This window comes from Allorhizocola rhizosphaerae (genome assembly GCF_003426775.1).
GTDB classification, from domain to species: domain Bacteria; phylum Actinomycetota; class Actinomycetes; order Mycobacteriales; family Micromonosporaceae; genus Allorhizocola; species Allorhizocola rhizosphaerae.
The window spans coordinates 1-25,135 of record NZ_QJUG01000064.1; the positions used below are offsets into that span (position 1 = coordinate 1).

Genomic DNA, 25,135 nt, shown 5'->3' on the forward strand with positions numbered 1-25,135 from the left:
GCGGGGGTGGTGGTCGCGGGGGCTGCGGCCGAGGGGGTGGCTGACTGGGTGGGGGTGGCGGCCAGTGCCTGGGGGGAGGCCGACTCGCGGATCGCGCGGTTGGCCCGGTCGAGCGCCTCAAGACGCTCGTTTTGTGCCTCGGCTGACAGGGCCGGGGAAGTCCCGGCGGGGGTGTTGTCGAGGGTGGCGGCTGCGAGGCCGATGGCGGCGACTCCGGCGAGGGTTGCCATTGCCACTACCTGCCGCGAGCGGCCGGCGAGTCCTTTGCGGACCCTGTCGCGTACGGCGGGGGTGCCGAGGCGATTGTTGCTCAAAAACTCTTTGATCTTTTTCAGAAGCACGGGGGAACCCTCCGGTCTCCGTTGACACGGACGAGCCATAGTGCCTGCTCGCGGCTTGTATGGCCAACCGAAGGCGGATTTTGTGACCGGCAAAACGGTCAATTGGGACCGTGCTTATGTCCTACTTTCGTAGCGCCTTCTCCGGGTGTCCCCTAGGGGCTACCGTGATCTGCGCCACCTCTTCTGGGGCGCTCAGCGCGTGAATACGCACCTTCAAATACGACATTGCCGCCCATTCCAATATGAATAGGCGGCGAATGCGAGGTTAACTCTCAGTCTGCCTAACCGGAGACATCTCCGAAGATCGCCTCGGTCTCCAGATAGAGGTCAACGCCGTGCTCGCGGAAGAACTTGATCGGCTCCAGCGGGTTGCCGTCCTTGCGGACCTCAATGTGCAGGTGCACACCAAAGGAGTGGCCTGAATTGCCCGCCAGCATGATGGTGTCGCCGGCCTTGACCTCTTGGTTTTCCTTCACCAGCAGCTTGCTGGCGTGGCCATAGACGGTCGTGATGCCGTCGCCGTGGTCAATCACCACGTTGTAGCCGTAGCCACCGTTCCACCGGGAGAGGATGACCTTGCCGTCACGCACCGCGTAGACCGGCGTGCCCTCCCTGATGCCGCCGAGGTCCACACCGGCGTGCAGTCGGCCCCACCGCTGGCCGAAGCCGGACGTGACCCGGTAACCGTTCATGGGGAGCACCCACGCGTTTTCGGGAGCACGGTTGATGGAGCTGTTGAGGCTCTTCTCCCCGTTGCTTCGACCCGGGCGGTTGGCCGCGAGGTCGCGCTGATTGGACGCGTCGGCCAAAGCTGAGGCGTCGGAGGTGAGGGAATCAACCTTGGCGTCGGTGAGACCGGCACCCGCTCCAAAAGCGACTATTCCCGCACCGACGAAGGCTGTGGTGATGACAGCTGCGTAGCGGCCACGTGCCGGCGTTGGTGCCCGGCGGCGACCACGATAGCGATCGCTCTCCCGTAACAGCTCGGGTCTGTATTGCACGCACACCCTCCTAGTCGGCGGCACCAGCGTCTCTTAGTGCCGTGTGGGGAGCACTGCCGGACAACGTAACTAACCCCTAGGGGTTGACACAAGTTCTGCCCTGTAACCACGCAACTACTTATGTGGGTTCGAGTGGGGTGAGTTAACGTTCAGGTCATGACAGCACGGATCCGCGTAGTGGTGGCCAAGCCCGGGCTCGACGGGCACGACCGAGGTGCAAAAGTCGTGGCCAGGGCGCTGCGTGACGCCGGGATGGAGGTCATCTACACCGGTCTGCATCAGACACCCGAGCAGATCGTGGAGACCGCGATCCAGGAGGACGCGCACGCGGTGGGCCTGTCGGTGCTGTCGGGCGCGCACATGACCCTTTTCCCGAAGGTGGTCGAGCTGCTGCGTGAGCGCGGCGCGGGCGACATCGTCGTGTTCGGCGGGGGCATCATTCCCGACGCCGACCTCCCTGAGCTGGAGCGGCTCGGCGTGGCGAAGGTCTTCACGCCGGGGGCGACCACTCAGTCCATAGTGGACTGGGTGCGCGGCAATGTGGCGACACAGCCCGCCTAAAAGCGGCAAGCGCGACACGCGCGACGCGAGATCTCCTGGCACAAAGTTGGCACATTCTGCCGAGCTCGGGCGGCGTCTGCTGCGGGCACGACCCGAGCGGCACGGCCCCAAGGCGTACCAGAAAAAACAATTAGGGAGGAGCCGGACTCACCCCTCACAAGCCCGGCTCCTCTATGCACGACGCCCCGCCGCCACCCCTCGACCGACAGGGCATCGGCCGTTTGTGCCACCCACGCCTCGGCCGTTCGGCTTTCAGCAGGCTGACATCACTCCTAACGAGACCACCGGGAGGGGGTTACGCCCGCCCCTGTGGTTTCCTGCACAAACCGATGACCGCGCATCCGCCGAGGTGAGGCGGGGCGGCTAGGCTGCGCCCGTGGACTTGTTTGAATATCAAGGGCGCGATGTCTTCGAGAGGCATGGCCTGCCCGTGCTGGCCGGCGGTGTCGCCGAAACCCCGGAACAGGCCCGGGCCCTCGCGGAGCGGCTCGGCCGCGTTGTCGTCAAGGCCCAGGTGAAGGTGGGCGGCCGGGGCAAGGCGGGCGGCGTGAAGCTCGCAGCCACCCCCGACGAGGCGTTAGAAAAGGCGAGCCAGATCCTCGGCATGGACATCAAGGGGCACACCGTCCACCGGGTCATGCTCGCCGAGACCGCGGACATCGCCGAGGAGTACTACTTCTCCTATCTGCTGGACCGGGCCAACCGCACGTTCCTGTGCATCGCGAGCGTCGCGGGTGGCATGGACATCGAGCAGGTGGCGGCCGAGACGCCGGAGCAGGTCGCGAAGATCGCGATTGATGCCGTGCAGGGCGTCGACCTGGCCAAGGCGCGTGAGATCGTTGCCGCCGCAAAGTTCCCGGCCGACGTGGCCGACCAGGTGGCACAGATCGCGGTCAAGCTGTGGCAGACGTTCGTCGCCGAGGACGCGACCCTGGTGGAGGTCAACCCGCTGGCCAAGGTGGCCGACGGGCGCGTGCTGTGTCTGGACGCCAAGGTGACGCTGGACGCCAACGCCGACTTCCGCCACCCCGACCACGCCGCGCTCGAGGACAAGTCCGCGGTCGACCCGCTGGAGCAGGCCGCCAAGGCGAAGGACCTCAACTACGTCAAGCTCGACGGAGAGGTCGGCATCATCGGCAATGGCGCGGGCCTGGTCATGTCCACTTTGGACGTTGTGGCTTACGCCGGGTCCGAGTACGGCGGCGTGAAGCCGGCCAACTTCCTCGACATCGGCGGCGGTGCCAGCGCCGAGGTGATGGCCAACGGTCTGGAGATCGTGCTCAGCGACCCGAGCGTGAAGAGCGTGTTCGTCAACGTGTTCGGTGGCATCACGGCGTGCGACGCCGTGGCCAACGGCATCATCAACGCGTTCGCGCTGCTGGAGAGCCGGGGCGAGGCCGTAACCAAGCCGCTGGTCGTGCGGCTCGACGGCAACAACGCCGAGGCCGGCCGGGCGATCCTGGACGGCGCCAACAACCCGCTCGTCGAGCGGGTGGACACAATGGACGGTGCGGCCAAGCGCGCCGCCGAGCTCGCGGCTGCTGGGAAGTGAACTGACATGGCTATCTGGCTCACCAAGGACTCCCGCGTCATCGTGCAGGGCATGACCGGCTCTGAGGGCATGAAGCACACCAAGCGGATGCTGGCCGCCGGCACCAACATCGTGGGCGGGGTCAACCCGCGCAAGGCGGGCACGAGCGTCGACATCGACGGCACGAACGTTCCCGTCTTCGGCACGGTCGCCGACGCGATGGCGCAGACAGGCGCCGACGTGACGGTCATCTTCGTGCCGCCCGCGTTCACCAAGGGCGCGGTCATCGAGGCCATCGACGCGGGCATTCCCCTCGCGGTCGTGATCACCGAGGGCATGCCCGTGCACGACACGGCTTCCTTCTGGGCGCACGCCGTCGCGACCGGCAACCGCACTCGCATCATCGGGCCCAACTGCCCGGGGATCGCCTCGCCGGGTGCGAGCAACGCGGGCATCATCCCGGCCGACATCGCGGGCTCCGGCCGCATCGGGCTGGTGTCCAAGTCGGGCACGCTGACCTATCAGATGATGTACGAGCTGCGCGACATCGGCTTCTCCACGTGCGTGGGCATCGGCGGCGACCCGATCATCGGGACGACCCACATCGATGCGCTGGCCGCCTTCCAGGACGACCCGGAGACCGAGGCCATCGTCATGATCGGCGAGATCGGCGGCGACGCCGAGGAGCGGGCCGCCGAGTTCATCAAGGCCAACGTGACAAAACCCGTGGTGGGCTACATCGCCGGTTTCACGGCCCCGCCCGGCAAGACCATGGGACACGCCGGCGCGATCATCTCAGGCTCAAGCGGTACCGCAGAGGCAAAGAAGGTCGCATTGGAAGCCGCAGGCGTCAAGGTTGGCAAGACACCCTCGGAGACCGCACGCCTCATGCGTGAGGTCATGGGCCGCTGAGCCCACCGACGCTTCAGTAGCCCGGGTCGTTGTTCCAGTTCATCGAGCCGAAGCCGCCGAGGCACAGAGCGAGGATGCCACCGATCACTGAGACGGCGGTCATCGCGATGCCGAGCCAGAACCCGACCTTGCCGAGCGTTTCGTCTTTGCCCGCCTTCTTGGCCTCCTGCATGGACAGGTAACCGAACAGGATGCCGAGGGGCGGGCAGCACACGAGCGCCAGCACGATGCCGAGAATGCCGAAGAGCTGAGTGTTGTCCTTCTTCGGCGGAGTCGTGGGAATCTGCGAGAAGTCGGTCATGTTCGGTTCGCATTCCAGATGGCGCCGGCGACGATGTTGACGAGCGCGACAGCGATCGCGATGTAGCCCAGCACGGGCGAGTTCCCCCACTTCTTGGCCTGCAGGATCGACAGCGTGCCGAAGATGATCCCGATCAGGCCGCAGCAGAGGCCACCGATGATCCCGATCCACCCGAACAGGTTGGTGTTGTCCTTGCCGGCCGGCACCGCGCTCGCGGGCTCGGGAGGCGGCGGGGGTGGTGGTGTTGGTGGTGGTGTATATGTCATGCAAGCAGACTAAACGGCGCATAACCGGCGACGAGGCAACTTCGTGGTTATGCGGGCCGCTTTGTGATTTGCTAGGTCGCAATGACCACCCCTGACAACGCGCAGGCAGGCCTCATCGGCCCACCTCGTCGCCCGTCGGACGACGAGCTTGCCGCGATGCCCACGGTCAGGATCCCGGCAGGGCAACGGCCGACGGCACCGCCCAGGCGCAGGCGGGCCCCGCTGGTCGTGGCGGCCGTGGTCAACACGCTGTGGGCGGCCTTGCTCAGCGTCGGTGCGGTGATCATTCTGGTCCTGCTCGCCCGGATCAGCCTCGGCCAGCGGCCGAGCGGGCCGGAGGTGCCCATCGCGCTGGCCGGATGGCTGCTTGCGCACGGGGTGCCACTGCAGACCGGCATCGGGCGGCTCAGCCTCGCGCCGCTGTCCATCGCGCTGCTCGCGGTGTGGCGGCTCAGCCGGGCGGGCGTGCACACAGCGCGCGGAATCGGCGCGCGCGACACCGGATCCCTGTGGCTCGCGGCCAAGGTGGCGCTCGCGATCGGTGTCGTTTATGGACTCCTCGGGCTCGCAGCGGCGCTCACGATCCGGCGGCCCGACATCGGCTTGACGCCGTGGCGCGCCACGCTCGCGTGCTTCGCCGTCGGGTCCATCGCCGCGCTGCTCGGTTCGCTCAGGACGACCGGCGCCCTGCGGGTGATCGCCCGCGCGATCCCCGTCATCGTGCGCGACGGCGTGCGCACCGGTGTGGTGGCCGCACTGCTCCTGCTCGGGGCGGGCGCGGGCCTGACCGGGCTGGCGATCGCGATCAGCGGGAGAGAGGCGACTCAGATTTTCGACGCGTACCCGTCCGGCCTCGCCGGGCAGGCCGGCGTGACACTGGTCTGTCTGGCGTTCGCGCCCAACATGGCGGCGTGGGCGGTGGCCTACCTGCTCGGGCCCGGGTTCATCGTCGGCACCGACACGGTCGTGCAGCCGGTCGGCCTGACGGTGGGCGAGATGCCGGCACTGCCCGTGCTGGCTGCCCTGCCGAGCGGTGCGCTGCACGGCCCGCTCTGGTTGCTGATGGCCATGCCCGCCGTGACCGGCGTCGTGGCCAACCTGTTGATGGTGCGCCGCCGGTTGCGGCCGCGTCGGACCAGGTCGGGCGACACGATCGTGCCGGTGCCGCACTGGGTGCGGATGTTCGGGTCGGCCGGCGTGGGCGGGATTGTGGCCGGGATTTTGTGCGGTGCCATGGTGTTCGCGGCGAGCGGGCGGCTCGACGGCGGGCGGCCCTTCCCCATCGGCGCGGTGCCCTGGCAGGTCGCGCTGTTTGCAACCGTCGCGATCGGACTCGGCGGCGCGCTCGGCATCGCCGGCGCGTATGTCCGCAATAGACAGTAAAAACGGGCGGCCTAAGCCGCCCGCCTCCTGCCTATTAGCGTCAGGAAGTGGAGCTCATCATGGCGCCGAGAACGACGAAGATCAGGCAGTACAGCACGATCAGCACCGCGCCGACGATCACGGCGATCTTGCCCAGCTTCTTGGCACTGTCCGCGGAGGCCTGCGCGCCCGCGATGTCACCGGCGGCCTGCTTGCTACCCACCTGAATTGCCTTGATCAGGGCGAACAGCCCGACCGGCCAGAACAGGATCAGGCCGGCGATACCCCAGCCAAGGTTGTTGTTGACCGGGGTCGAGGGGGTGGTCACTTGGTTTCTCCTTATGGTTCGAATAGGGAGCTCGCTGGCGCCGCCTCGGCGCAAGCTCAGGCGTTCATGTTGGCGACGTTGATGGGCTTGGTCAATACCCTTTTCCGACCTAAATGCGGACCAGGGACGTCCAAAAGGGACGCCCCTGGCGGACAGTGAGGGTCTCAGAACTGACGGTCGTACTCGGTCTGGATCCGATCACCCCAGTTGGTGGTGAGCCCGACAATCGCTCCGATCAGCGCGAGCACGCCGAGGATGATGCCAACCCAGCCAAGCCACGCACTTGTCGCCTCACCCTTCTTCACCTTCTGCAGGTGCAGGACGCCGAGCACGACGGCCGGGATGCCGCCGAGGAACGGCCAGCCGTTGAGCCACGGGCAGCAGCAGCATCCGGTGCCCAGCACACCGAAGACGACTGAGAGCCAGCCAAGCAGATTGCGTTTGGCGTCACCGCCTCCGGTGGGCGGTACCGGTGGGCCGGGCGGGGTCAGCGGCGGTGCGGGCTGCCCATAAACGGCTCCACCAGCCGAAGCTGGTGGAGGGGGGATTGGCGGTGTTGGGGTTGGCGGCGGTGGCGGGCCCGGTGGAGTCGGGCCCGGGGGCTGCGGCACCGGTGAAGGTGGTGTCGGAGGCGTTGGCGGCTGTGGCGTTGGCGGCACCGGCGGGGTGGGCGGTTGTGGTGGCATCGGCGGTTGGGGCGGAGTGGGCGGTTGCGGTGGTGTGGGTCCCGGGGGCTCCGGGAACGTGGCGTTCGGATATGGCCGCTCGTCCGGCGGTGGGGGCACGGGCTCGGTGGGCGTCGGCGGCACGTCCGGGTCCGGCTGTGGATTCGGGTGCGACGCGTTGTCGGGCGGTTGAGTCAATGTGGGCTCCCTTTTCGTACCTTATAACTCTTTTTCAACCTACCTGGCCGGATCTTACCGGGACGACCCCACCTCACCAGGCGCATGGCCGCCGGATAGGGTCATGAGGTGGCAACCCGCCTCGTGGTCTTGATTTCCGGTTCCGGCACCAACCTCCAGGCGCTGCTCGACGCGTCTCGCAACCCGGCCTATGGGGCCGAGGTCGTCGCCGTCGGCGCCGATCGGGATGGCATCGCCGGGCTCGATCGTGCGCAGACAGCCGGGGTACCCACGTTTTATGCCCGCGTGGGCGATTTCCAAACGCGGGCCGCGTGGGACGAGGCGTTCACCGAGATGGTCGCCAAGCACGAGCCCGACTTGGTGATCTCCGCCGGGTTCCTCAAGCTTGTCGGGCCCGCGTTCCTCAACCGGTTCGGTGGGCGATACATCAACACGCACAACGCGCTGCTGCCGTCGTTCCCGGGCATCCACGGCCCGCGCGACGCGCTCGCCTATGGTGTGAAGATAAGCGGCGCAACGCTTTTCATCGTCGACGAAGGAGTCGACACCGGGGCCATCATCGCTCAGGTCGCGGTGCCGGTGCTCGACGACGACACCGAGCCGACACTCACCGAGCGGATCAAGGAAGCGGAGCGGGTGCAGCTGGTCGAATACGTCGGCCGGATGGCCCGCGAAGGTTGGACCGTCAAAGGGAGAAAGGTCACTGTCCCGTGATTCGACGTGCACTGATCAGCGTCTACGACAAGACCGGAATTGAGGAGCTTGGCGAGCTGCTCCACCGGCACGGGGTGGAAATCGTGTCGACCGGGACGACCGCGGACCGGCTCGAAGCCGTTGGCGTGCCCGTGACGCGGGTCGAGCAGGTGACCGGGTTCCCGGAGACGCTCGACGGCCGGGTCAAGACGCTGCACCCGAAGGTGCACGCGGGCCTGCTGGCCGACCTGCGCAAGGACGGCCACCGAGGGCAGCTGGCCGAGCTCGGCATCGAGCCTTTCGACCTGCTGATCTCCAACCTGTACCCATTCCAGCAGACCGTCGCGTCCGGTGCCTCGATCGAGGAGTGCATCGAAAAGATCGACATCGGCGGACCGGCGATGGTCCGGGCCGCGGCCAAAAACCACGCCAGCGTCGCGGTCGTCACCTCGCCGCTGTACTACGACCTGGTCGCGTCCGCCGTGGAGCGGGGCGGCTTCACGCTTGAGGAGCGCCGCATGCTCGCGGCCCGCGCGTTCGCCGACATCGCCGCCTACGACGTCGCCGTGGCGCAGTGGTGCGCGCAGGAGTTGAGCGTGCCCGACAGCGAGCAGTGGTGGCCCGACTTCGCCGGCCTGGCGCTGCGCCGCGCTTCTTCGCTGCGCTACGGCGAAAACCCGCACCAGCGGGCGGCACTCTACGTGGCCGACGGCGCCGCGGGTCTCGCACAGGCGCAACAGCTGGGCGGCAAAGAGATGTCCTACAACAACTTCCTCGACGCCGATGCCGCGTGGCGCACAGTGCACGACTTCGACCGCCCGGCCGTGGCCATCATCAAGCACCAAAACCCTTGCGGCATCGCGGTCGGCGCCGATGTGGCCGAGGCGCACCGCAAGGCGCACGCCTGTGATCCGGTGTCGGCCTTCGGCGGCGTGATCGCCGTCAACGGCCAGGTGAGTGTGGAGCTGGCCAAGCAGCTGGCCGACATCTTCACCGAGGTCATCGTGGCACCGTCCTATGAGGACGGTGCGGTGGACCTGCTCTCGGCAAAGAAAAATCTGCGCGTTCTCCGCGCGCCGGCTTTCTCTCCCAACGTGGTTGAGGTTCGCCAGATATCCGGGGGGTACCTGGCACAGACCCGCGATGACTTCAGCGCCCCCGGTGATCTGGTGGAAAACTGGCGACTCGTGGCGGGCGAGGCGGCCGACCAGTCCACATTGGACGACCTGGAGTTCGCGTGGGGGGCGGTGCGGGCGGTCAAGTCCAACGCGATCCTGCTCGCGAGCGACGGTGCCTCGGTGGGAGTGGGCATGGGGCAGGTCAACCGCGTCGACTCCGCGCGCTTGGCCGTGGCGCGCGCGGGCGATCGGGCCAAGGGCGCGGTCGCCGCTTCGGACGCCTACTTCCCGTTCCCCGACGGATTGCAGATCCTCATTGACGCGGGCGTGGCGGCGGTCGTGCAGCCGGGTGGGTCAATCCGCGACGAGATGGCCATCGAGGCCGCCAACGCGGCGGGTATCACCATGTACCTCACCGGATCGCGCCACTTTTACCATTAGAGGGGCGCCGTATGGCCGCGCTCCTGGATGTCATGGAGGAACCCGAGCGGTGATCCGCGATTTTGCCCGCTTTCCCGCGTAGGGCTGGCGCCACCCTCTGCGCGCGGCTTAGGCGACGACGTGTTTGAGCTCGGCGAAGTGGCAGGCCGAGGGGTGGGGCTCGACGGCGCGGCGGATCAGCAGGGGTTCCTCAAGCGCGCACTTCTCCTGGGCCTTCCAGCAACGGGTGCGGAAGCGGCAGCCCGACGGCGGGTTGGCCGGTGACGGCACGTCGCCTTCGAGGCGGATGACGTCGCGGTGCGCCCGCGCGTCGGGGTCCGGCACCGGTACCGCTGAAAGAAGGGCTTGGGTATAGGGGTGTGTCGGCCGCTCGTAGATCTCCTCCTCGGTCCCGATCTCCACGATCTTGCCGAGGTACATCACGCCCACCCGGTCGGAGATGTGCCGCACCACCGACAGGTCGTGCGCGATGAAGATGTACGACAGCTTGAGCTCGTCTTGCAGCTTCTCCAACAGGTTGACGACCTGTGCCTGGATCGACACGTCCAACGCCGACACCGGCTCGTCGCACACGATGATCTCCGGCTTGAGCGCGAGCGCCCGCGCGATGCCGATGCGCTGCCGCTGCCCGCCCGAGAACTGGTGCGGATAGCGGTTGATGTGCTCGGGATTGAGGCCGACCAGTTCGAGCAGCTCCTGCACGCGCCGCTGCCGATCGCCGCGCGGCGCGACCTCCGTGTGGATCTCGAACGGCTCACCGATGATGTCGCCCACGGTCTTGCGCGGGTTCAACGACGTGTACGGGTCCTGCATGACCATCTGCACGTTGCGCCGCAACCGGCGCAGCTCACCACCGCTGAGCTTGAAGATGTCGCGCCCATTGAGCACGGCCCGGCCCGCGGTCGGGTGCTCCAGCCGCATCAGCAACTTGGCCAGCGTCGACTTCCCGCAGCCCGACTCCCCGACGATGCCGAGGGTTTCGCCCCTGTGCAGCTCGAAGCTCACGCCGTCGACGGCCTGGACCGCCCCGATCTTCTTCTTGAACAGGATGCCCTGCGTGATCGGGAAGTGCTTGACCAGGTTGTCAACGCTGAGGATGACCTCACCGGTGGAGTTGGCCATCGAGCATCTCCTTCGCGAAGTGGCAGGCGCTGGTGCGGCCCCCGCCGAGGTCGAGCGCCGGCGGCACGACATCGGTGCAGATGGGCTGCTGCATATAGGGGCAGCGCGGGTGGTACTTGCAGCCGCTGGGCAGCCGCATGAGGTTGGGCGGCAGTCCCTTGATCGTGGCGAGCTCCTGGCCCTTGCTGTTCAGGCGCGGGATCGACGAGATCAGGCCCTCGGTGTAGGGGTGGGCCGGCTGCTTGTAGATGGCGTGCACGTCGGCGTGTTCGATGATGCGGCCCGCGTACATGACCGCGATCCGGTCGGCGACGTCGGCCACGACCCCGAGGTCGTGCGTGATCAGGATCATGCCCATGTTGAGGTCGCGGCGCAGATCGGCGAGCAGGTCCATGATCTGCGCCTGCACCGTCACGTCCAAGGCGGTGGTCGGCTCGTCGGCGATGAGCACCTTCGGGTCCATGGCCAGGGCCATCGCGATCATCACGCGCTGCCGCATGCCGCCCGAGAACTGGTGCGGGTAGTCCTTGATGCGTGCCTTGGCCGCCGGGATCTTCACCAGATCCATGAGCTCGGCCGCACGCTTCAGGGCGTCGGCTTTGGACATGCCGGTGCGCACGCGCAGCGTCTCCGAGATCTGCCAACCCACGGAGAACACCGGATTCAACGCCGACAGCGCGTCCTGGAAGATCATGGAGATCTCGCTGCCTCGGATGGCGCGCCGCTTCTCCTCCGGCATGGCCAGCAGGTCCTCGCCGTTGTACAGGATCTGCCCGCTCGGGATGCGCGCCGGCGGCATGTCGAGGATGCCCATGATGGCCTGCGCCGTGACCGACTTGCCGGAGCCCGATTCGCCAAGCACGGCAAGGGTTTCGCCGGGGTCGAGGTGGTATGATACCCCGTTGATCACCTTGGCCTCGCCGTCGCGGGTGTGGAACTCCACGAACAGGTCCCGCACCTCCAGCAGGTGCCGGCCCACCGGTCGCGCCGTCTCCACTTGCATGTCAGTCATCTCGTCACCGCAGCTTGGGGTCGAAGGCTTCACGGATCGTGTCGCCCAGGATGATGAAGGCGAGCACGGTCAGGGCGAGGAACGCCGACGGCACGGCCAGCGGCACGAAGTCCTCCCGCATGTAATTGCGCGCCTCGGAGATGTCCAGCCCCCAGGACTGGCTCGGCGGGATCAGCCCCACGCCGAGGAACGACAGCGTGGCTTCCGCGGCGATGAACGCCCCGAGCGCCATCGTGATGATCACGATGAACGGGGCGAGCGCGTTGGGGAGGATGTGCCGCCACATGATGCGGCCGTTGCCCGCGCCCAGCATGCGCGCGGCCGCGACGTAGTCCTGCTGTTTGGTCGTGATGACCGACGACCGGATCACGCGGGCGGCGGTGGTCCAGCCCAGCAGGCCGAGGATGAAGATGAGCGCGGTGATGCGCCCGTTCTGGCCCCACCCGGCGTTGCTGACCCGCTTCATGAACACGATGCCCGCGAGCAGCAGCGGCAGGCCGAGCACGATGTCGATGACCCGCGACACGATCGCGTCCCACCAGCGCCCGAAGTATCCGGCCGTGACCCCGAACAGCATCGCGATGACGCCCGCCACGAACGCCGCTCCAAACCCGATCAAAACCGAGTTTCTGGTACCGTACACGGCCTTCGCGAACACGTCGCAGCCCTGCACGTCATACCCGAAGATGGCCGCGCCGGTCGGGTCGGCCAGCCGCCGGCCCAGCGCGCACGCGCCCGGGTCGTTGGGCGTGAACAGCGACGGGAACAGCGCCATCACCACCACCACGAGCGTGATGAGCACGGCGATCCAGAACAGCGGCTTGCGTCGCAGCTCGTACCACGCGTCGGCGGTCGCGCTGCGGGGCTTGGATTCCGGCCCGCCCTGTCGCTCCTGCGTTTTCGGAGTCTCGACGGTGGCGATCGACTCTAGATCACTCATAACGAATCCTCGGATCCAGCACGGCATACAGCAGGTCGACGATCAGGTTCGCCACCAGGAAGATGATCACCAGCACGCTGACCAGGCCGACCACGAGCGGGGCGTCCTCGGTGCGCAGCGCGCGGAACAGGTTGAAGCCCACCCCGGGCACGTTGAACACGCCCTCGGTGACGATGGCGCCGGCCATGAGCGCGCCGAGCTCGATGCCGAGGAACGTGATGATCGGGATGAGCGAGTTGCGCAGCACGTGCACGCCGACGACCCGCCGCTTGGACAGGCCCTTGGAGCGTGCGGTGCGCACATAGTCGGAGCGCTGGTTTTCGGTGAACGAGGCCCGGGTGAGGCGCATCGCGGTCGCGACCGACAGCGCGCCGAGGATGATGCCGGGCAGCAGCAGCGCGTAGAGATCACCGGATGTGGCCGTCGTCGGGAAGATCGGGATCTTGATCGTGAAGATGAGCTGGGCCAGCGGCGCGAGCACCACAATGGGTATCCCGATAATGATCAGGGTGAAGACGAGGGTGGCGTTGTCGAACCAGCCGCCCCGGCGGATGGCCGCGATGATGCCCACGGTCACGCCGAGGGCGATCGTGGTGACGATCGCGATGGCGGCCAGCTGGATCGTCGGCGGCAGGGCCTGCGCGATGATGTCGCTGACCTCGCGGCCGGTGAGGCTCTTGCCGAAGTCGCCCTGCAGCAGGCCGCTCAGGTAGTTCCAGTAGCGCACCAGGAACGGCTGGTCGAGCCCGTATTCCCGGATGAGCTGGGCCCGCTGGGTCGGGCTGACCGGGCGCTCGCCGGCCAGCGCCTGGATCGGGTCGCCACCCGTCGCGTACATCAGCGAGTACACAATGAAGGTGGTGGCGACGAAGACCAGAATCATCTGGAGCAATCGGCGCACTAGGTAGCGGAACATCGTCGGGTTCTCTCTAGAGTCTTTGGTACCGCGCGCGGCCGGCGGTGCCCGTCTCGGTTACGAGACCGGCACCACCGGCGCGCAGGGTGTCACCTGAATCTCAGGCCATTTCGATCTTGGTGAGATCCACCCGCTGGAACAGGTCGATCGTCACGTTCTTCACCTTGGTGGAGTGACCGAAGTTGTTCTGGCCGAAGCGCAGCGGCAGCACCGGCAGGTCGCGGGCCAGGATGTCCTCGGCCTGCTGGTACTTCTTGATCGCCTCGTCCTGCGTCGCCGCGGCCGAGCCCTCCTTCACCAGGGTGTCGAACTGGGGGTTGCTGTAGCCGTAGTAGTTCGACGAACCGGTGGTGGAGTACAGCGGGCCGAGGTAGTTCTCCATGGACGGGTAGTCCATGATCCAGCCCAGCCGGAACATGCCCACCTGCTGCTTGTCCTCGACCTTCTGGAGCAGGTCGGCGAACTTGGCCTCCGGCGTGCCCACGCAGTTCACGCCCAGGTTGGCCTTGAGCTGGTTGCAGGTCGCGTCGACCCACTGCTTGTGGCCACCGTCGGCGTTGTAGGTGATGTTGATGTCCTTCGGGCCGCCCGCGGCCTCGTAGGCGGTCTTGGCCTCGGCCGGCTTGAACTCGCACGCCGCGCCACAGGTCTTGTCGCGGTAGCCCGCGACCACCGGCGACACGAACGAGTAGGCGGCCTTCTGCGAGTTCTGGAACACGGCCTTGACGATCTCCTCGCGGTCGATCGCCTGCGAGATCGCCTTGCGCACCTCCGGCTTGCTGAAGCGCGGGTCGAAGGTCGGGAAGGCGAGGAACTGGAAGCTCGACGCCGGCGACTGCTGGAACCGCTCGCCAAGGTCGCCCTGGACGGTGGACAGCGACTCGGTCGGGATGGTCTTGACCACGTCGAGGTTGTTCGCGAGCAGGTCGGCGTACTCGGCCTGGGTGTTCTGGTAGATCGGGAAGTTCACGCCGCCGATCTTGGGCTGGGTGCCCTTGTAGTCGGCGTAGCGCTCGACCTCGATCCGCTGGTCGTGCTGCCACACCCCTTTGATCTTGAACGGGCCGTTGCCGATCGGCGCCTGCTCGAAGTCGGGCTTGAGCACGAGCGGGGTGGCGGCCGGGTCCTGGAACGCGGCCTTGGGCAGCGGGTAGAACGCGGTGTAGCCGAGCATCGTCTTGAACTCGCTGAACGGCTCCGACAGCGTGACGGTGAACGTGGTGTCGTCCACCTTCTTCAGACCGGTGAGGGTCTTCGCGGTCGGCGTGACGTTGGCGTCGGTCGGGTTCAGGTCGGCGTAGCCCTCAACGCGGGTCAGGAAGTAACCGTTGTCCTGCTTGTTCGGACCATATGCGGTGAAGTTCCAGGAGTTGATGAAGCTATCGGCGTTGACCGGCTCGCCGTTGTGGAACGTCCAACCGCTCTTGAGCTTGATTGTCCATGTCTTGTTGTCGGTGGTGCTGACGCTCTCGGCCGCGACCTCATACGGCTTGTTGTTCTCGTCGTATTCGATCAGCGGGGTGTAGAGCGCCGCCATCACCTGCGCACCACTGGTCTCGTGGGTGTTGCCGGGAAGTAGGTGCTGTGGTTCGGCGATGCCGATGGAAACCACACCGTCAGAGCTGCCGGTGTCGCCGCCCGTGCCGCAGGCCGAGAGGGCCAGCGAAGCCGATAGCGGGAGTGCGACCCAGGCAGCGAGCCTGCGGACGTGCATTGAGCCTCCTCATTAACTACGTCTCACCCGCGACTCGGCCCGTTGATCGGCCTACGTCACGCAGTGCAACATCCGGCAAAGGTAGGACGAAGTTGCGCCGGTCACCACTCTTGAAGGTCACGATTTGGCGACTAATCGAGGCAGTGATACTTGCGGATTACGCCCGATCTTTGGTATTAGATGCCGACCGCCTTTCGAACGGATATGAGATATTATGCCCGATCAAGATTTGGCATCGAATCCGGGCCTTCTCGGGAAGGCCCGCATGCTTTGGGGTATTTTGCCGTCCCAAATGTTGGATTCCACACACGGCGTAATCCACGTCACGATCACTTTGGGTAATCATGAACCGAACCGGGACTGAGCCCATGGCCGCCCCTCCTACGGCGGTGCAAGGTGAGTGGTGAAAGCATTGCCTGCATGACAGCCACCGTTCTGGACGGCGTCGCCACCGCGGCGCAGATCAAAGCCGACCTTCGCGAGCGCGTCGCCAAGCTGCGCGCGGAAGGGGTCGTGCCCGGCCTCGGCACCGTGTTGGTTGGCGACGATCCGGGCTCGCGCTGGTATGTCAATGGCAAGCACCGCGACTGCGCCGAGGTCGGGATCGAGTCGATCCGGCGCGACCTGCCCGCCGACGCGAGCCAGGCCGACGTCGAGCGGGCGGTCGCCGAGCTCAACGCCGACCCGGCGTGCACGGGGTTCATCGTGCAGCTGCCCCTGCCCAAGGGACTCGACGAGCAGCGCGTGCTGGAGCTCGTGGACCCGGTCAAGGACGCCGACGGGCTCCACCCGATCAACCTCGGGCGGCTCGTGCTCGGGGTGCCCGCGCCGCTGCCCTGCACACCGCGGGGGATCGTCGAATTGCTGCGGCGTTACGGCGTACCGCTAAAAGGAGCGGAAGTGGTGGTGATAGGTCGGGGAGTCACGGTCGGACGGCCGCTGGGGCTTCTCCTGACGAGGAAGAGTGAGAACGCGACGGTCACCCTTTGCCATACCGGTACCAGGGACCTGCGCGCGCACACGAAAAACGCGGACATCATCGTGGCGGCCGCGGGCGTGCCGGGCATCGTGACGCCCGACATGGTGAAGCCGGGCGCGGCCGTGCTCGACGTCGGAGTGTCGCGAGTGGACGGCAAACTGGCCGGCGACGTGCACCCGGAAGTCGTTGAGGTGGCCGGATTCGTGTCACCCAATCCCGGCGGAGTCGGTCCGATGACGCGTGCGATGCTACTGACGAACGTAGTCGAGTTGGCTGGGGCCTGAATCCCGCGCAGTGGCAGGCGCGGTCCGCTCCGCGGAGGTCCCCTGCCACGCGAAGATCACGGCTTCGCCTGAACGGAGTTTTTCAACGTGGATCTGCTGGAGTTGTTGCCCGCGCAGTGGCGCGATGTCATGAAGCCGCATCTCGACCCGGATGTGCTGGCGCGGCTGTCGTCCTTTGTGGAGTCCGAATACGCGTCGCAGACCGTTTATCCGCCGAAGGAAGACCTGTTCACGGCGTTCAGGTTGTGCTCGCCGGAGCAGACGCGGGTGCTGATCCTCGGCCAGGACCCATATCACAAGCCGGGTCAGGCGCACGGGCTGAGCTTCAGCGTGCGGCCGGGGGTGTCCGTGCCGCCGAGCCTGCGCAACGTTTACAAGGAGCTCGAAGAGGACCTGGGTGTGAAGCCACCGTCCAATGGGGACCTCACGCCGTGGGCGCGCCAGGGCGTGCTGCTGCTCAACGCGGTGCTGACCGTCCGGGCCGGACAGCCGACGAGCCACGCCGACAAGGGTTGGGAGCACTTCACCGACGCGGCCATCAAAGCCGTCAACGACTCGCCTTTCTGTGTGGTGTTCGTGCTGTGGGGCAGCTACGCGCGCAAGAAGGCGGCGCTGGTGCGCAACCCGCAACACGTCGTGCTGCAGGCGGGTCACCCGAGCCCGATGAACCCGCGCGGGTTCCTGGGCTGCAGGCACTTCTCGCAGATCCGCGAGGCGCTGACCAAGGCGGGCCGGGGCGAGGTCGCCTGGTCGTGAACCCGGCGTCTTGAACCGGACTCGAGTGGGATTGGACAGGATGCGGGCATGGCTGACAATCCTGTGATCCACTTCGAGATACCCGCTGATGACATGATCCGGGCGAAGGCGTTCTACGAGAGCGTCTTCGACTGGGACATCGTCCATTATGGAGAGTACGGCTACACGGTGATCAATACCGTGGGCGAGGGCGGCAAGGAGGGGATCAACGGCGGGCTCGTCACGCGCGGGCAGCCGTGGATCGCTCCTGGCGTGAGTGTGCGGGTCGCCGACATCGACGCCGCGCTCGCGAGGATCGAGGCCAACGGTGGCAAGATCCTGCGCCCGAAGCAGGCCATCGGGATCGGGTTCGTCGCGTACTTCACCGACACAGAGGACAACGTGGGGGCCGTGCTTCAGCTCAACTCGTAGAAGGGCTCGGTCAGGTGGGGCGTGGCCAGGACTCGTGCCTGGGTCAGCCACGTCATGCGCGACTCGCGGGCCCGGTCGGGGTCCATTTCGAGGGCGTATTTCGAGCTCGGGGTGCACCAGTTGGAGCGCGTGCACGAGCAGGTCGCCGGTGATGAGCATGTCGCCGGCGAGCACTGACTGATGGCCGGGCGTGTGGCCGGGGGTCGCGACGATGCAGACCCCCTCGGCCAGTTGGGTGTCGCCGTCGAGCAGCACGAGTTGGTCCTCCGGTAGGGCCGGCTCGATCCAGTCGAGCTCGGCGCGCTGCAGGAAGATGTCCGCGTTCGGGAACAGGCCGTCGCGCGCCCACCCGATGTGGTCGGTGTGCAGGTGCGTGAGGACGACTTGCCCGACGGAGGCGGGGTCGATGCCTGCCGCGCGCAGCGACTCCGGCAGTTGCCCCGGAGCGGGTGCCCATGACGAGGTCAGCCCGACCCCCGTGTCCACGATGATCACGCGCTCGTCGTGGGTGCGGATCGCGAGGCGCGGATGCGCAGCACCCACTCACCGGCCGGGCCGACCGCGCCGGGGTCGAACGCGTCGGCGGCCGCCCAGTGCTCCGGTGTCGCGGTGGGAAACGCTTCCGCGCGTGTCTTGAAGAACTTCGTTTCGCCGTCGAAGAGTGGGACGACGGTGGCCGGGGATCCCATGTCGGCAATCGTGGAGCATGCAGTACGCTCGTACTGCTAAGCCGAACGACAAGGGAGCCCCATCGACATGGCGAAGATCAAGGTAAACAACCCAGTCGTCGAGCTCGACGGCGACGAGATGACCCGGATCATCTGGAAGCAGATCCGCGAGCAGCTGATCCTGCCGTATCTCGACATCGAGCTCGAGTATTACGACCTCGGCATCGAGCACCGGGACGCCACCGACGACCAGGTGACGATCGCCGCCGCCACCGCCATCAAGCGCCACGGCGTGGGCGTCAAGTGCGCCACGATCACGCCGGACGAGGCTCGGGTCGAGGAGTTCGGCCTGAAGAAGATGTGGAAGTCGCCCAACGGCACGATCCGCAACATCCTGGGCGGCGTGGTGTTCCGCGAGCCGATCATCATGAATAATGTGCCCCGGCTGGTGCCAGGCTGGACCAAGCCGATCATCATCGGCCGTCACGCGCACGGCGACCAGTACAAGGCGACCGATTTTGTGGTACCCGGTCCGGGCACGGTGACGATCTCCTATCAGCCCACCGACGGCGGCGACCCGATCGAGCTCACGGTCGCGGACTTCCCCGGCGGCGGCGTGGCCATGGGCATGTACAACTTCGACGAGTCGATCCGCGATTTCGCGCGCGCGTCGTTCCGCTACGGCCTGGCCCGCAACTACCCGGTGTACATGTCGACCAAGAACACGATCCTCAAGGCATACGACGGCCGGTTCAAGGACATCTTCGCCGAAATCTTCGAGGCCGAATTCGCCGAGCAGTTCAAGGCGGCGGGCCTGACCTACGAGCACCGGCTGATCGACGACATGGTCGCGGCCGCGCTCAAGTGGGAGGGCGGGTTCGTGTGGGCCTGCAAGAACTACGACGGTGACGTGCAGTCCGACACGGTCGCGCAGGGCTTCGGCTCGCTCGGCCTGATGACCTCCGTGCTCATGACGCCCGACGGCAAGACGGTCGAGGCCGAGGCCGCGCACGGCACGGTCACCCGGCACTACCGCCAGTGGCAGAAGGGCCAGAAGACCTCCACCAACCCGATCGCCTCGATCTTCGCGTGGACCCGCGGCATCGCCCACCGCGGCAAGCTCGACGGCACTCCGGCGGTGACCAACTTTGCCGACACGCTGGAGCAGGTCATCATCGACACCGTGCAGGGCGGCGCGATGACCAAGGACCTGGCGATCCTCATCTCGCCGGACGCGCCGTGGCAGAGCACCGACGAGTTCATGAACACGCTCGACCAGGCGCTGGCCAAGCGGCTCGCCGCGTAGTTTCCGGGATTTCCCGCAAACGCCCGCTGACCAGGGGTTGGCGGGCGTTTGTGCTGCTAGTACGCTGTGCGGCGTCGCCCATTAGGGGCGGTCGCCGCGAGTTGCTTAGCACGAGCCAGGAGATACGGCCATGTACCCCCTCGATTCGCCCGCGCGGCACCGGCGCGAGCCCTCGACCCGGCAGCGGATCCGGGGTGCTGTAGTGCTGCTCGTGCTGCTGGCGGTGGTCGCTGGGCTGGGCGTGTTCGGTGGCACCTTCCTAAGCCGACACGCCGAGCTGTGGGCGGCGCTTCCCGTGGATCCACGCCTGCTGGCGTGGGCCGGTTATGCCGTGCCCCTCGCGGGCCTGATTTTGCTCGCGGCGCCCACCCGGTCGCGTGTCGTGCGCGTGCTCGCGTTGCTGTTGCTCGTGCCGGGGCTCGCGGGGGCGGTGGCGATGAGCCGGCCACGCGGCATGACGACGGCCGAGTGGGAGGCCATGCTCGGCGCGCCCGGTCTGGCGGACGCCGCCTCCGCCACGGCATGGGCCTTGCTCGGTGTTTTCGTGGTGTGGGCGGTCGCGCTCGTGGTCATGATGGCGTCGACCGCGCAGTTTGATGATTTGATCGCGCGGGCCCGGCGCAGCGCGCTCGTGTTCGGTCCGCTGGCGATCACCGCAAGCCTCGCAGCAGCCATCGCCTTCTGAGCCACATCACGACGACCGCGAGCGACGCGAGACCGGCAACGAGCGTGCCGGCAGACAGCAGACCCCAGGTGGGAGGCTGGGCGGGCCGGACAACGCCGGTGGCGATCGCGTCCTCGGCCACGTCGATGGACATGATGTTCCGTGGCGCGGTGAGCAGGGCACGCGGCCCGTCCGGCGTGAGCTCCAGAACGTTGGCGGAGTGGGTGGAGTTGTAGCTTATGGTGTCGAGGCCCCGGTCTCGATCCCACGACTCTTGCACATGGGCGACGACGACCGGGTTGCCGGCCGGGCTCCAGCCCACCAGCCTGATCGCAGCGTGATCCTGCTTGACCGTCCATACGCGACCATCGAGCCGCCGGCCGTCGGTGATGTCATGCAGGGCCAGCTCCCACCCGCCGGGGACCTGGGTCAGCAGCGCGATTGCCCGTCCGTCCGGAGACCATGCCCCCTTGCCCGCCAGTTCGGCGCCGTCGGGAATCTCGAACACGGATTGGCGCGACAGATCCATGCCTCTGACCCGGACCATGCGCCACTCGCGATAGGCGAACCTCGTGCCGTCCGGGCTGAACGCGAAGCCGTAGCCGCGCATCCCGGCGATCGGTCCATCGATCCTGGTGACCTCGCCGCTTGCGACGTCGTACAGGGCGAAATAGACCTGCTCATGGTCGTCCCGCACGTGGATGGCGATCGTCTTGCTGTCGCGTGACCAGGCCATCGGGGTGATGTAGTCACCCGGCGTGCCGGTTACGGGATCCCCAAGGTCGAACCGGGTAGCGAACTTCACCTCGCCGGTGCGCAGGTCGAGCACGCCGAAGCCACGCGGGTCCATGCCGCTCTGCTGCGCGACCATGGAACCATCGGGGGAGAGCACGACATCGGTGCCGGCGTGCACCTCGTAGCCGCCGTGGATGATCCGATACTCGTCAGCGTGGGCGCCCACGACGGCCAGGTCGCCCTCATTGTCCAAATCGGATAGACGATGCCAGCCGGTGCCGCCGAAGAGGACAGACGCCGGCCCCACCGGGGCGTTCTCGGCCGTTGGATGGTACCGAGGTGGAGCCGCCACCCGATCCGGGATGGACGGCACGCCGGTCCTGTGCGCGGGTTCCAGCATCTGGGCCGCGAGCCACGCGGGCAGGCCCGACAGCAGGAGCGTGAGCAGTGCGGCGATCGCGCCCGCGATCGAGCCCAGGCGGTTCAGGCGGCGGCGCTTGGCGGTGGCAACGGCTCGGTCGGTCACGTCGTAGGTGCGGGCTTGCGTGGCCTGGGCCTGCAACGACTCCCGTAGGCGGGCAAGGCCGTCGTGGCCGTGGCGTTTGACGGTGCCGACCGTGAGGCCGAGCACGCGGGCCGTCTCGGCCTCGGTCAGGTCCTCGTAGAAGCGCAGCACGAGCACTGCGCGCTGGCGCGGGCTCAACTCCCGCAACGCTTGGGCCACGGCCAGCCGCTCGACCGTCTGCTGCGCCGAATCGACCGCAACGTCGGGGGTTTCGGGCAGGTCGGCGACCGGCAGCTCGGGCAGCCTGCGACGTCGCCACCACGAGATCTGCTCGTGATGCATGGCGCGGCGCACGTACGCGATCGGGTTGCCCTCGCGGATCCGGCGCCAGTGGCGGTAGGCGTTGGCCAGCGCGGACTGCAGCAGATCCTCCGCCAGGTGGTGATCGCCGGTCAGCAGGTAAGCCGAACGCGAGAGGGCGGGCGATGCCGACGTCACGAACTCGCGGAAGTCTTGGTCGCGCATGTCAATGAGAACGCTAGCTTCCGCGCGGATGGTTGAGGCCTGGCGGCCTCGGATCATCCCCAGCGGCGCAGGGCGTCTGTCACGACCGCGTCGATGGAGTCCGCTGCGGCACGGCCGTCGGCTGCGGTGAAGGCGATGGGTGCGCCCGTGCGCGATCGGCAAGTGAGGCGGCCAGGTCTGCCGGGCTCGGACTGCGCGACGTGACGATCAGCGCTTCGATGTCGCTCACGCCCGGCTGGAACGCGCCCAGCGCAACGGAACCGGTCAGGTAGAGCATCTCGACGAATCCTGGAAGTGCCGCATCAACGTCGGTGAGGTATTGGGCGACAAGCTCGTGCACATCCTTGTTCACGTGTGTCGCCTCGCAGCATAGGCGCGCAAAGCGCGCAGGAAGTCGATCTCCCGGAAGCCGGGCCAGTACACGTCGCAGAAATAGAGCTCCGAGTGCGCCGTCTGCCACAGCAGGAAGCCCGACATGCGCCGCTCCCCGCTGGTGCGGATCACGAGGTCTGGCTCGGGGTGCCCGCCCGTGTCAAGGTGTGCCGCGATCCCCTCCGCCGTCAGGCCTTGCGCCACGTCGTCGAGTGTGGCGCCCGTGCGGGCCGCGTCCTCCAGCAGGCGGCGCACCGCACCGGCTATCTCCTCGCGGCCGTCGTATCCAATCGCGACAGTCACGTGAAACCCGGTGCCCCGGTCGCGAGTCGCCTCCTGCGCGAGTTTGAGCGCGTGCCGTGTCGTGTCGGGCAGGACATCCGAGCGGCCCGCCAAATGCACCTGCCAAGGGCTTCCCGGCCGGGACAACCGCTCGGCGACGACGTCTTCGATCACCCGCATGAGGTGGTCGACCTCGTCCGTGTCGCGCTTGCGCATGTTGTCGACCGACGCGATGAACACCGACACGTGCCGGATGCCCATGCCCGCGCACCAGCCCAGGACGTGCTCCAGGTGTTCGCCGCCGGCCCGGTGGCCGAGCTTCGGATCGCCCAGGCCCATCTGCCGTGCCCAGCGCCGGTTGCCGTCCATCACCAGCGCCACGTGCCGGGGAAAGGGTGCGCCGGTGAGCCGTGCGCGCAGCCGAGCGGCGTAGAGCCGATGGGCCAACCGCGCCCAGCGTCTGTCAGCCATGCAGCGCCTCCGCGACATCGGGCCGGTCAAGGGTGGCGACACACCACGCGAAGTGCCAGTCCTGTCCGGTCGGGCCGTAGGCGTTGCTGCCGATCATCGCGTAGTACGCCCGGTACAACATAAGCAACTCTTTGGAATATCCGAGCCGGGCGCAGATGAGCTCCGTCAGCTCCGCGTCGCGCAGGCGCGCCTCGGGACCGTACATGTCGAAGAATCCGGCGAAGGTGCTCGCGTCGAAGGCCGGGTCGCCCTTGGTGGACAGGAATCCCCAGTCGAGGAGGGCCTGCGCCCGGCCGGCCTCATCCACCAGCACGTTGGGCAAGCACAGATCGCCGTGCACGATTTGCTGTGGCGCGGGTGGAAGCGCGTTGAGCAGCTCGCAGACCCGGTCCACCTTCTTGTCGAAGTCGGTGACCACGGATCGCAGCTGCGGCCCGAATTGGCGCAACCGGCGTTGCAGCAGGGCCACGAGCGCCTCGCCCCAGCTTTGCCCCGCCCTGGCCCGCAGCGGTGACCGCTCATTGAACACCGGTAGCGCCTCGGCGGCCGGGCCTGCCTGGGTCGTCGCCAGCGCCTCCAGCACGAGCAGGGCGCAGTCCTGCGCGACCGCCAACTTCACCGCGCCCGAGTCGAGCGCAGCCGAAAGCGCGACGCCGGGCAGGAAACGCTCGATGGTCACCGCACGCCCGTCGACCTCACGCACCTCGACCACGTCGGGCGTGGCGAACGGCAGTGACTGCCGGCCCAATTCTTCGTAGAACGCGACCAATGGGCGCACGTCGCTCGCGGACCGTCCAAACCAGACCTTTGCCACGAGCCCACGCCCGAGCGTGAACGTCAGGCCCTCCATCCCGCTGCTGAGCGCCTCAGCCAGCGGGAAGCCGGTCTCGCGCAGGTATCGGTGCCACCGGGCCGCATCATGCACCCGGCCGAGTCTACTGGCGGCGCTGGGTGGCCGCTCGTGCCAGCAGGCGCATGGCATAGGGAGCATCGTGGGCGAGATAGCGGCCGGCGAGGCGGCCCGGCTCCTGCGCCAGGCGGTGCGCCCACTCCAGGCCCGACCGCTGCATCCAGAAGGGCGCCCGCTTGTGCTCTCCGGCCACGAACCCCACGGCCGCACCGCATCCTAGAAACCATGCGGCCGGCATGTGCCGGCGCAGATCCGAGATGATCCGCTCCTGCTTGGGAAACCCTAGCCCCACGAACACGAAATCCGGCGCCGCATCGACGATTTCCTTGAGGATCGCCGGATACACCGAGGGATCGCGCTCGAACCCGAACTCCGGCGCGTGATGCCCGGCGATTTGCAGCCCCGGGCACGACGCGGCGAGCGTGGCGGCGGCGCGCTGCGCGCCGTCGTACATGGGCGCCGGTTGCCCGCCCAACACGTAGATGGACCGCCGGACCCGGCCCAACGCCGCGCTCAGCGTCCAGATGAGACCCGATCCCGTGACCCGCTCGGGCAGCGGCGTTCCCGCCAGCCGTGACGCCCACACCAGCGGCATGCCGTCGGCGACGACGAGCGTGGCGTCGGCGAGGAACCCGCGCACCTCGGTGGCCAGCCTCCCGTTGCGGTTGGCAAGGCGAAGGATGTCCACGTTGGGCGTGACGATGCGCCCGCCCTGCCCGTCATCCAGGCTCGCCACGACGCGGTCTGCCACGGCCTCCTCGGTGACCGCGTCGAACCACTCGCCTCCAATGCGGACCCGCCGACTGTAAATCGTTCCGGCAAAACCCATGAAAACGGACTTTACT

General features: G+C 67.3%; 27 protein-coding genes and 3 pseudogenes. 12 read left to right on the forward strand and 18 right to left on the reverse strand.

Annotation, left to right across the window (positions count from 1 at the left end):
* Both DM816_RS15870 and DM816_RS15875 read right to left on the reverse strand, forming a co-directional pair.
* A pseudogene (locus DM816_RS15870) lies at positions 1–341 on the reverse strand (hypothetical protein); the annotation flags it as partial.
* Between the two features lie 281 nt (positions 342–622).
* The gene (locus DM816_RS15875; protein WP_246001965.1) at positions 623–1,342 is read right to left on the reverse strand and encodes a M23 family metallopeptidase; all 720 of its coding nucleotides are present in this window, start codon (positions 1,340–1,342) and stop codon (positions 623–625) included.
* A gap of 156 nt (positions 1,343–1,498) precedes the next feature.
* Between DM816_RS15875 and icmB the strand changes: the two genes are divergently transcribed.
* The 3 genes from icmB to sucD all read left to right on the forward strand — a co-directional run bounded on the left by icmB (position 1,499) and on the right by sucD (position 4,346).
* The gene (gene icmB, locus DM816_RS15880) at positions 1,499–1,903 is read left to right on the forward strand and encodes a coenzyme B12-dependent isobutyryl CoA mutase small subunit (RefSeq protein ID WP_117211011.1); all 405 of its coding nucleotides are present in this window, start codon (positions 1,499–1,501) and stop codon (positions 1,901–1,903) included.
* A gap of 376 nt (positions 1,904–2,279) precedes the next feature.
* Positions 2,280–3,455, forward strand: coding sequence for an ADP-forming succinate--CoA ligase subunit beta (sucC, locus tag DM816_RS15885; RefSeq protein WP_117211012.1), 1,176 nt, complete (start codon positions 2,280–2,282; stop codon positions 3,453–3,455).
* 6 nt (positions 3,456–3,461) lie between these two features.
* Positions 3,462–4,346, forward strand: coding sequence for a succinate--CoA ligase subunit alpha (gene sucD / locus DM816_RS15890; protein WP_117211013.1), 885 nt, complete (start codon positions 3,462–3,464; stop codon positions 4,344–4,346).
* 13 nt (positions 4,347–4,359) lie between these two features.
* Here sucD and DM816_RS15895 read toward each other — a convergent pair whose 3' ends face one another.
* Together DM816_RS15895 and DM816_RS15900 are read right to left on the reverse strand one after the other, a co-directional pair.
* On the reverse strand, positions 4,360–4,647 hold the full coding sequence (locus DM816_RS15895; protein ID WP_117211014.1) for a hypothetical protein: 288 nt from the start codon (positions 4,645–4,647) through the stop codon (positions 4,360–4,362).
* Positions 4,644–4,913: a DUF4190 domain-containing protein gene (locus DM816_RS15900; RefSeq protein WP_246001966.1), complete on the reverse strand. Its 270-nt coding sequence runs from the start codon at positions 4,911–4,913 to the stop codon at positions 4,644–4,646. The genes DM816_RS15895 and DM816_RS15900 overlap by 4 nt, the downstream gene beginning before the upstream one ends.
* Before the next feature lie 81 nt (positions 4,914–4,994).
* Here DM816_RS15900 and DM816_RS15905 point away from each other — a divergent pair, with 81 nt between their 5' ends.
* The gene (locus tag DM816_RS15905; protein WP_117211016.1) at positions 4,995–6,296 is read left to right on the forward strand and encodes a cell division protein PerM; all 1,302 of its coding nucleotides are present in this window, start codon (positions 4,995–4,997) and stop codon (positions 6,294–6,296) included.
* Positions 6,297–6,336: 40 nt separating this feature from the next.
* On the opposite strand, the gene DM816_RS42585 is transcribed toward DM816_RS15905, so the two are convergent.
* Both DM816_RS42585 and DM816_RS15915 read right to left on the reverse strand, forming a co-directional pair.
* A complete protein-coding gene (locus tag DM816_RS42585; protein ID WP_162907513.1) occupies positions 6,337–6,603 on the reverse strand; it encodes a CD225/dispanin family protein in 267 nt (88 codons plus the stop codon).
* A 164-nt stretch (positions 6,604–6,767) separates the two neighbouring features.
* Entirely contained in the window at positions 6,768–7,007 is a 240-nt protein-coding gene (locus DM816_RS15915) for a DUF4190 domain-containing protein (protein ID WP_117211018.1), read from the reverse strand.
* A 567-nt stretch (positions 7,008–7,574) separates the two neighbouring features.
* Between DM816_RS15915 and purN the strand changes: the two genes are divergently transcribed.
* Both purN and purH read left to right on the forward strand, forming a co-directional pair.
* The gene (gene purN / locus DM816_RS15920; RefSeq protein WP_117211019.1) at positions 7,575–8,180 is read left to right on the forward strand and encodes a phosphoribosylglycinamide formyltransferase; all 606 of its coding nucleotides are present in this window, start codon (positions 7,575–7,577) and stop codon (positions 8,178–8,180) included.
* Positions 8,144–9,718 (forward strand): bifunctional phosphoribosylaminoimidazolecarboxamide formyltransferase/IMP cyclohydrolase, encoded by a 1,575-nt coding sequence (purH, locus tag DM816_RS15925; RefSeq protein ID WP_117211020.1) that lies wholly within the window; start codon positions 8,144–8,146, stop codon positions 9,716–9,718. Before purN ends, purH begins: the two co-directional genes overlap by 37 nt.
* A 108-nt stretch (positions 9,719–9,826) precedes the next feature.
* Here purH and DM816_RS15930 read toward each other — a convergent pair whose 3' ends face one another.
* The 5 genes from DM816_RS15930 to DM816_RS15950 all read right to left on the reverse strand — a co-directional run bounded on the left by DM816_RS15930 (position 9,827) and on the right by DM816_RS15950 (position 15,422).
* Complete coding sequence (locus DM816_RS15930; protein WP_117211021.1) at positions 9,827–10,840, reverse strand: ABC transporter ATP-binding protein; 1,014 nt, start codon at positions 10,838–10,840, stop codon at positions 9,827–9,829.
* Positions 10,821–11,852, reverse strand: a complete 1,032-nt coding sequence (locus tag DM816_RS15935; RefSeq protein ID WP_117211022.1) for an ABC transporter ATP-binding protein — start codon at positions 11,850–11,852, stop codon at positions 10,821–10,823. Before DM816_RS15935 ends, DM816_RS15930 begins: the two co-directional genes overlap by 20 nt.
* A 4-nt stretch (positions 11,853–11,856) precedes the next feature.
* Entirely contained in the window at positions 11,857–12,792 is a 936-nt protein-coding gene (locus tag DM816_RS15940; RefSeq protein WP_246001967.1) for an ABC transporter permease, read from the reverse strand.
* Entirely contained in the window at positions 12,785–13,708 is a 924-nt protein-coding gene (locus DM816_RS15945; RefSeq protein WP_117211024.1) for an ABC transporter permease, read from the reverse strand. Before DM816_RS15945 ends, DM816_RS15940 begins: the two co-directional genes overlap by 8 nt.
* 100 nt (positions 13,709–13,808) lie before the next feature.
* Positions 13,809–15,422: a peptide ABC transporter substrate-binding protein gene (locus tag DM816_RS15950; protein WP_117211025.1), complete on the reverse strand. Its 1,614-nt coding sequence runs from the start codon at positions 15,420–15,422 to the stop codon at positions 13,809–13,811.
* Between the two features lie 420 nt (positions 15,423–15,842).
* On the opposite strand from DM816_RS15950, the gene DM816_RS15955 reads away from it, so the two are divergent.
* From DM816_RS15955 to DM816_RS44485, 4 genes are all read left to right on the forward strand, one after another.
* On the forward strand, positions 15,843–16,685 hold the full coding sequence (locus DM816_RS15955; RefSeq protein ID WP_117211026.1) for a bifunctional methylenetetrahydrofolate dehydrogenase/methenyltetrahydrofolate cyclohydrolase: 843 nt from the start codon (positions 15,843–15,845) through the stop codon (positions 16,683–16,685).
* Between the two features lie 129 nt (positions 16,686–16,814).
* Positions 16,815–17,441 (forward strand): uracil-DNA glycosylase, encoded by a 627-nt coding sequence (gene ung, locus DM816_RS15960; protein ID WP_246001973.1) that lies wholly within the window; start codon positions 16,815–16,817, stop codon positions 17,439–17,441.
* A 48-nt stretch (positions 17,442–17,489) separates the two neighbouring features.
* Entirely contained in the window at positions 17,490–17,852 is a 363-nt protein-coding gene (locus tag DM816_RS15965; protein ID WP_117211028.1) for a VOC family protein, read from the forward strand.
* Between the two features lie 21 nt (positions 17,853–17,873).
* Positions 17,874–18,029 carry a hypothetical protein gene (locus DM816_RS44485; protein ID WP_246001968.1) on the forward strand — a complete coding sequence of 52 codons (156 nt, stop codon included), beginning with the start codon at positions 17,874–17,876 and terminating at the stop codon, positions 18,027–18,029.
* Here the strand turns inward: DM816_RS44485 and DM816_RS44490 are convergent.
* Positions 18,027–18,395 (reverse strand): annotated as a pseudogene (locus DM816_RS44490) (MBL fold metallo-hydrolase); the annotation flags it as partial. The gene DM816_RS44485 and the pseudogene DM816_RS44490 overlap by 3 nt on opposite strands.
* Complete coding sequence (locus DM816_RS44495) at positions 18,344–18,541, reverse strand: hypothetical protein (protein ID WP_246001969.1); 198 nt, start codon at positions 18,539–18,541, stop codon at positions 18,344–18,346. The pseudogene DM816_RS44490 and the gene DM816_RS44495, both read right to left, overlap by 52 nt.
* Before the next feature lie 67 nt (positions 18,542–18,608).
* Between DM816_RS44495 and DM816_RS15975 the strand changes: the two genes are divergently transcribed.
* Together DM816_RS15975 and DM816_RS15980 are read left to right on the forward strand one after the other, a co-directional pair.
* On the forward strand, positions 18,609–19,826 hold the full coding sequence (locus DM816_RS15975; RefSeq protein ID WP_117211029.1) for an NADP-dependent isocitrate dehydrogenase: 1,218 nt from the start codon (positions 18,609–18,611) through the stop codon (positions 19,824–19,826).
* 130 nt (positions 19,827–19,956) lie between these two features.
* Positions 19,957–20,511, forward strand: coding sequence for a hypothetical protein (locus DM816_RS15980; RefSeq protein WP_117211030.1), 555 nt, complete (start codon positions 19,957–19,959; stop codon positions 20,509–20,511).
* Between the two features lie 1,279 nt (positions 20,512–21,790).
* On the opposite strand, the pseudogene DM816_RS44500 reads toward DM816_RS15980, so the two are convergent.
* The 5 genes and pseudogenes from DM816_RS44500 to DM816_RS16005 all read right to left on the reverse strand — a co-directional run.
* Positions 21,791–22,255, reverse strand: a pseudogene (locus DM816_RS44500) (SigE family RNA polymerase sigma factor); the annotation flags it as partial.
* 79 nt (positions 22,256–22,334) lie between these two features.
* Complete coding sequence (locus DM816_RS15990) at positions 22,335–22,607, reverse strand: hypothetical protein (protein WP_117211032.1); 273 nt, start codon at positions 22,605–22,607, stop codon at positions 22,335–22,337.
* Positions 22,604–23,380, reverse strand: a complete 777-nt coding sequence (gene uppS, locus DM816_RS15995) for a polyprenyl diphosphate synthase (RefSeq protein WP_117211033.1) — start codon at positions 23,378–23,380, stop codon at positions 22,604–22,606. Before uppS ends, DM816_RS15990 begins: the two co-directional genes overlap by 4 nt.
* Positions 23,373–24,305 carry a phosphotransferase family protein gene (locus tag DM816_RS16000; RefSeq protein WP_162907514.1) on the reverse strand — a complete coding sequence of 311 codons (933 nt, stop codon included), beginning with the start codon at positions 24,303–24,305 and terminating at the stop codon, positions 23,373–23,375. Before DM816_RS16000 ends, uppS begins: the two co-directional genes overlap by 8 nt.
* A 10-nt stretch (positions 24,306–24,315) precedes the next feature.
* The gene (locus DM816_RS16005) at positions 24,316–25,119 is read right to left on the reverse strand and encodes a WecB/TagA/CpsF family glycosyltransferase (RefSeq protein ID WP_117211035.1); all 804 of its coding nucleotides are present in this window, start codon (positions 25,117–25,119) and stop codon (positions 24,316–24,318) included.
* Positions 25,120–25,135: the final 16 nt, after the last annotated feature.

What these genes read in the sequence shown, in the direction of transcription:
- icmB (WP_117211011.1), top strand. Translation starts at nt 1,499, where the DNA reads ATGACAGCACGGATCCGCGTAGTGGTGGCCAAGCCCGGGCTCGACGGG.
- sucD (WP_117211013.1), top strand. Translation starts at nt 3,462, where the DNA reads ATGGCTATCTGGCTCACCAAGGACTCCCGCGTCATCGTGCAGGGCATG.
- DM816_RS15895 (WP_117211014.1), bottom strand. Translation starts at nt 4,647, where the DNA reads ATGACCGACTTCTCGCAGATTCCCACGACTCCGCCGAAGAAGGACAAC.
- DM816_RS15900 (WP_246001966.1), bottom strand. Translation starts at nt 4,913, where the DNA reads ATGACATATACACCACCACCAACACCACCACCCCCGCCGCCTCCCGAG.
- DM816_RS15905 (WP_117211016.1), top strand. Translation starts at nt 4,995, where the DNA reads ATGACCACCCCTGACAACGCGCAGGCAGGCCTCATCGGCCCACCTCGT.
- DM816_RS15930 (WP_117211021.1), bottom strand. Translation starts at nt 10,840, where the DNA reads ATGGCCAACTCCACCGGTGAGGTCATCCTCAGCGTTGACAACCTGGTC.
- DM816_RS15935 (WP_117211022.1), bottom strand. Translation starts at nt 11,852, where the DNA reads ATGACTGACATGCAAGTGGAGACGGCGCGACCGGTGGGCCGGCACCTG.
- DM816_RS15940 (WP_246001967.1), bottom strand. Translation starts at nt 12,792, where the DNA reads ATGAGTGATCTAGAGTCGATCGCCACCGTCGAGACTCCGAAAACGCAG.
- DM816_RS15945 (WP_117211024.1), bottom strand. Translation starts at nt 13,708, where the DNA reads ATGTTCCGCTACCTAGTGCGCCGATTGCTCCAGATGATTCTGGTCTTC.
- DM816_RS15950 (WP_117211025.1), bottom strand. Translation starts at nt 15,422, where the DNA reads ATGCACGTCCGCAGGCTCGCTGCCTGGGTCGCACTCCCGCTATCGGCT.
- DM816_RS15955 (WP_117211026.1), top strand. Translation starts at nt 15,843, where the DNA reads ATGACAGCCACCGTTCTGGACGGCGTCGCCACCGCGGCGCAGATCAAA.
- ung (WP_246001973.1), top strand. Translation starts at nt 16,815, where the DNA reads ATGAAGCCGCATCTCGACCCGGATGTGCTGGCGCGGCTGTCGTCCTTT.
- DM816_RS15965 (WP_117211028.1), top strand. Translation starts at nt 17,490, where the DNA reads ATGGCTGACAATCCTGTGATCCACTTCGAGATACCCGCTGATGACATG.
- DM816_RS44495 (WP_246001969.1), bottom strand. Translation starts at nt 18,541, where the DNA reads ATGGGATCCCCGGCCACCGTCGTCCCACTCTTCGACGGCGAAACGAAG.
- DM816_RS15975 (WP_117211029.1), top strand. Translation starts at nt 18,609, where the DNA reads ATGGCGAAGATCAAGGTAAACAACCCAGTCGTCGAGCTCGACGGCGAC.
- DM816_RS15980 (WP_117211030.1), top strand. Translation starts at nt 19,957, where the DNA reads ATGTACCCCCTCGATTCGCCCGCGCGGCACCGGCGCGAGCCCTCGACC.
- uppS (WP_117211033.1), bottom strand. Translation starts at nt 23,380, where the DNA reads ATGGCTGACAGACGCTGGGCGCGGTTGGCCCATCGGCTCTACGCCGCT.
- DM816_RS16005 (WP_117211035.1), bottom strand. Translation starts at nt 25,119, where the DNA reads ATGGGTTTTGCCGGAACGATTTACAGTCGGCGGGTCCGCATTGGAGGC.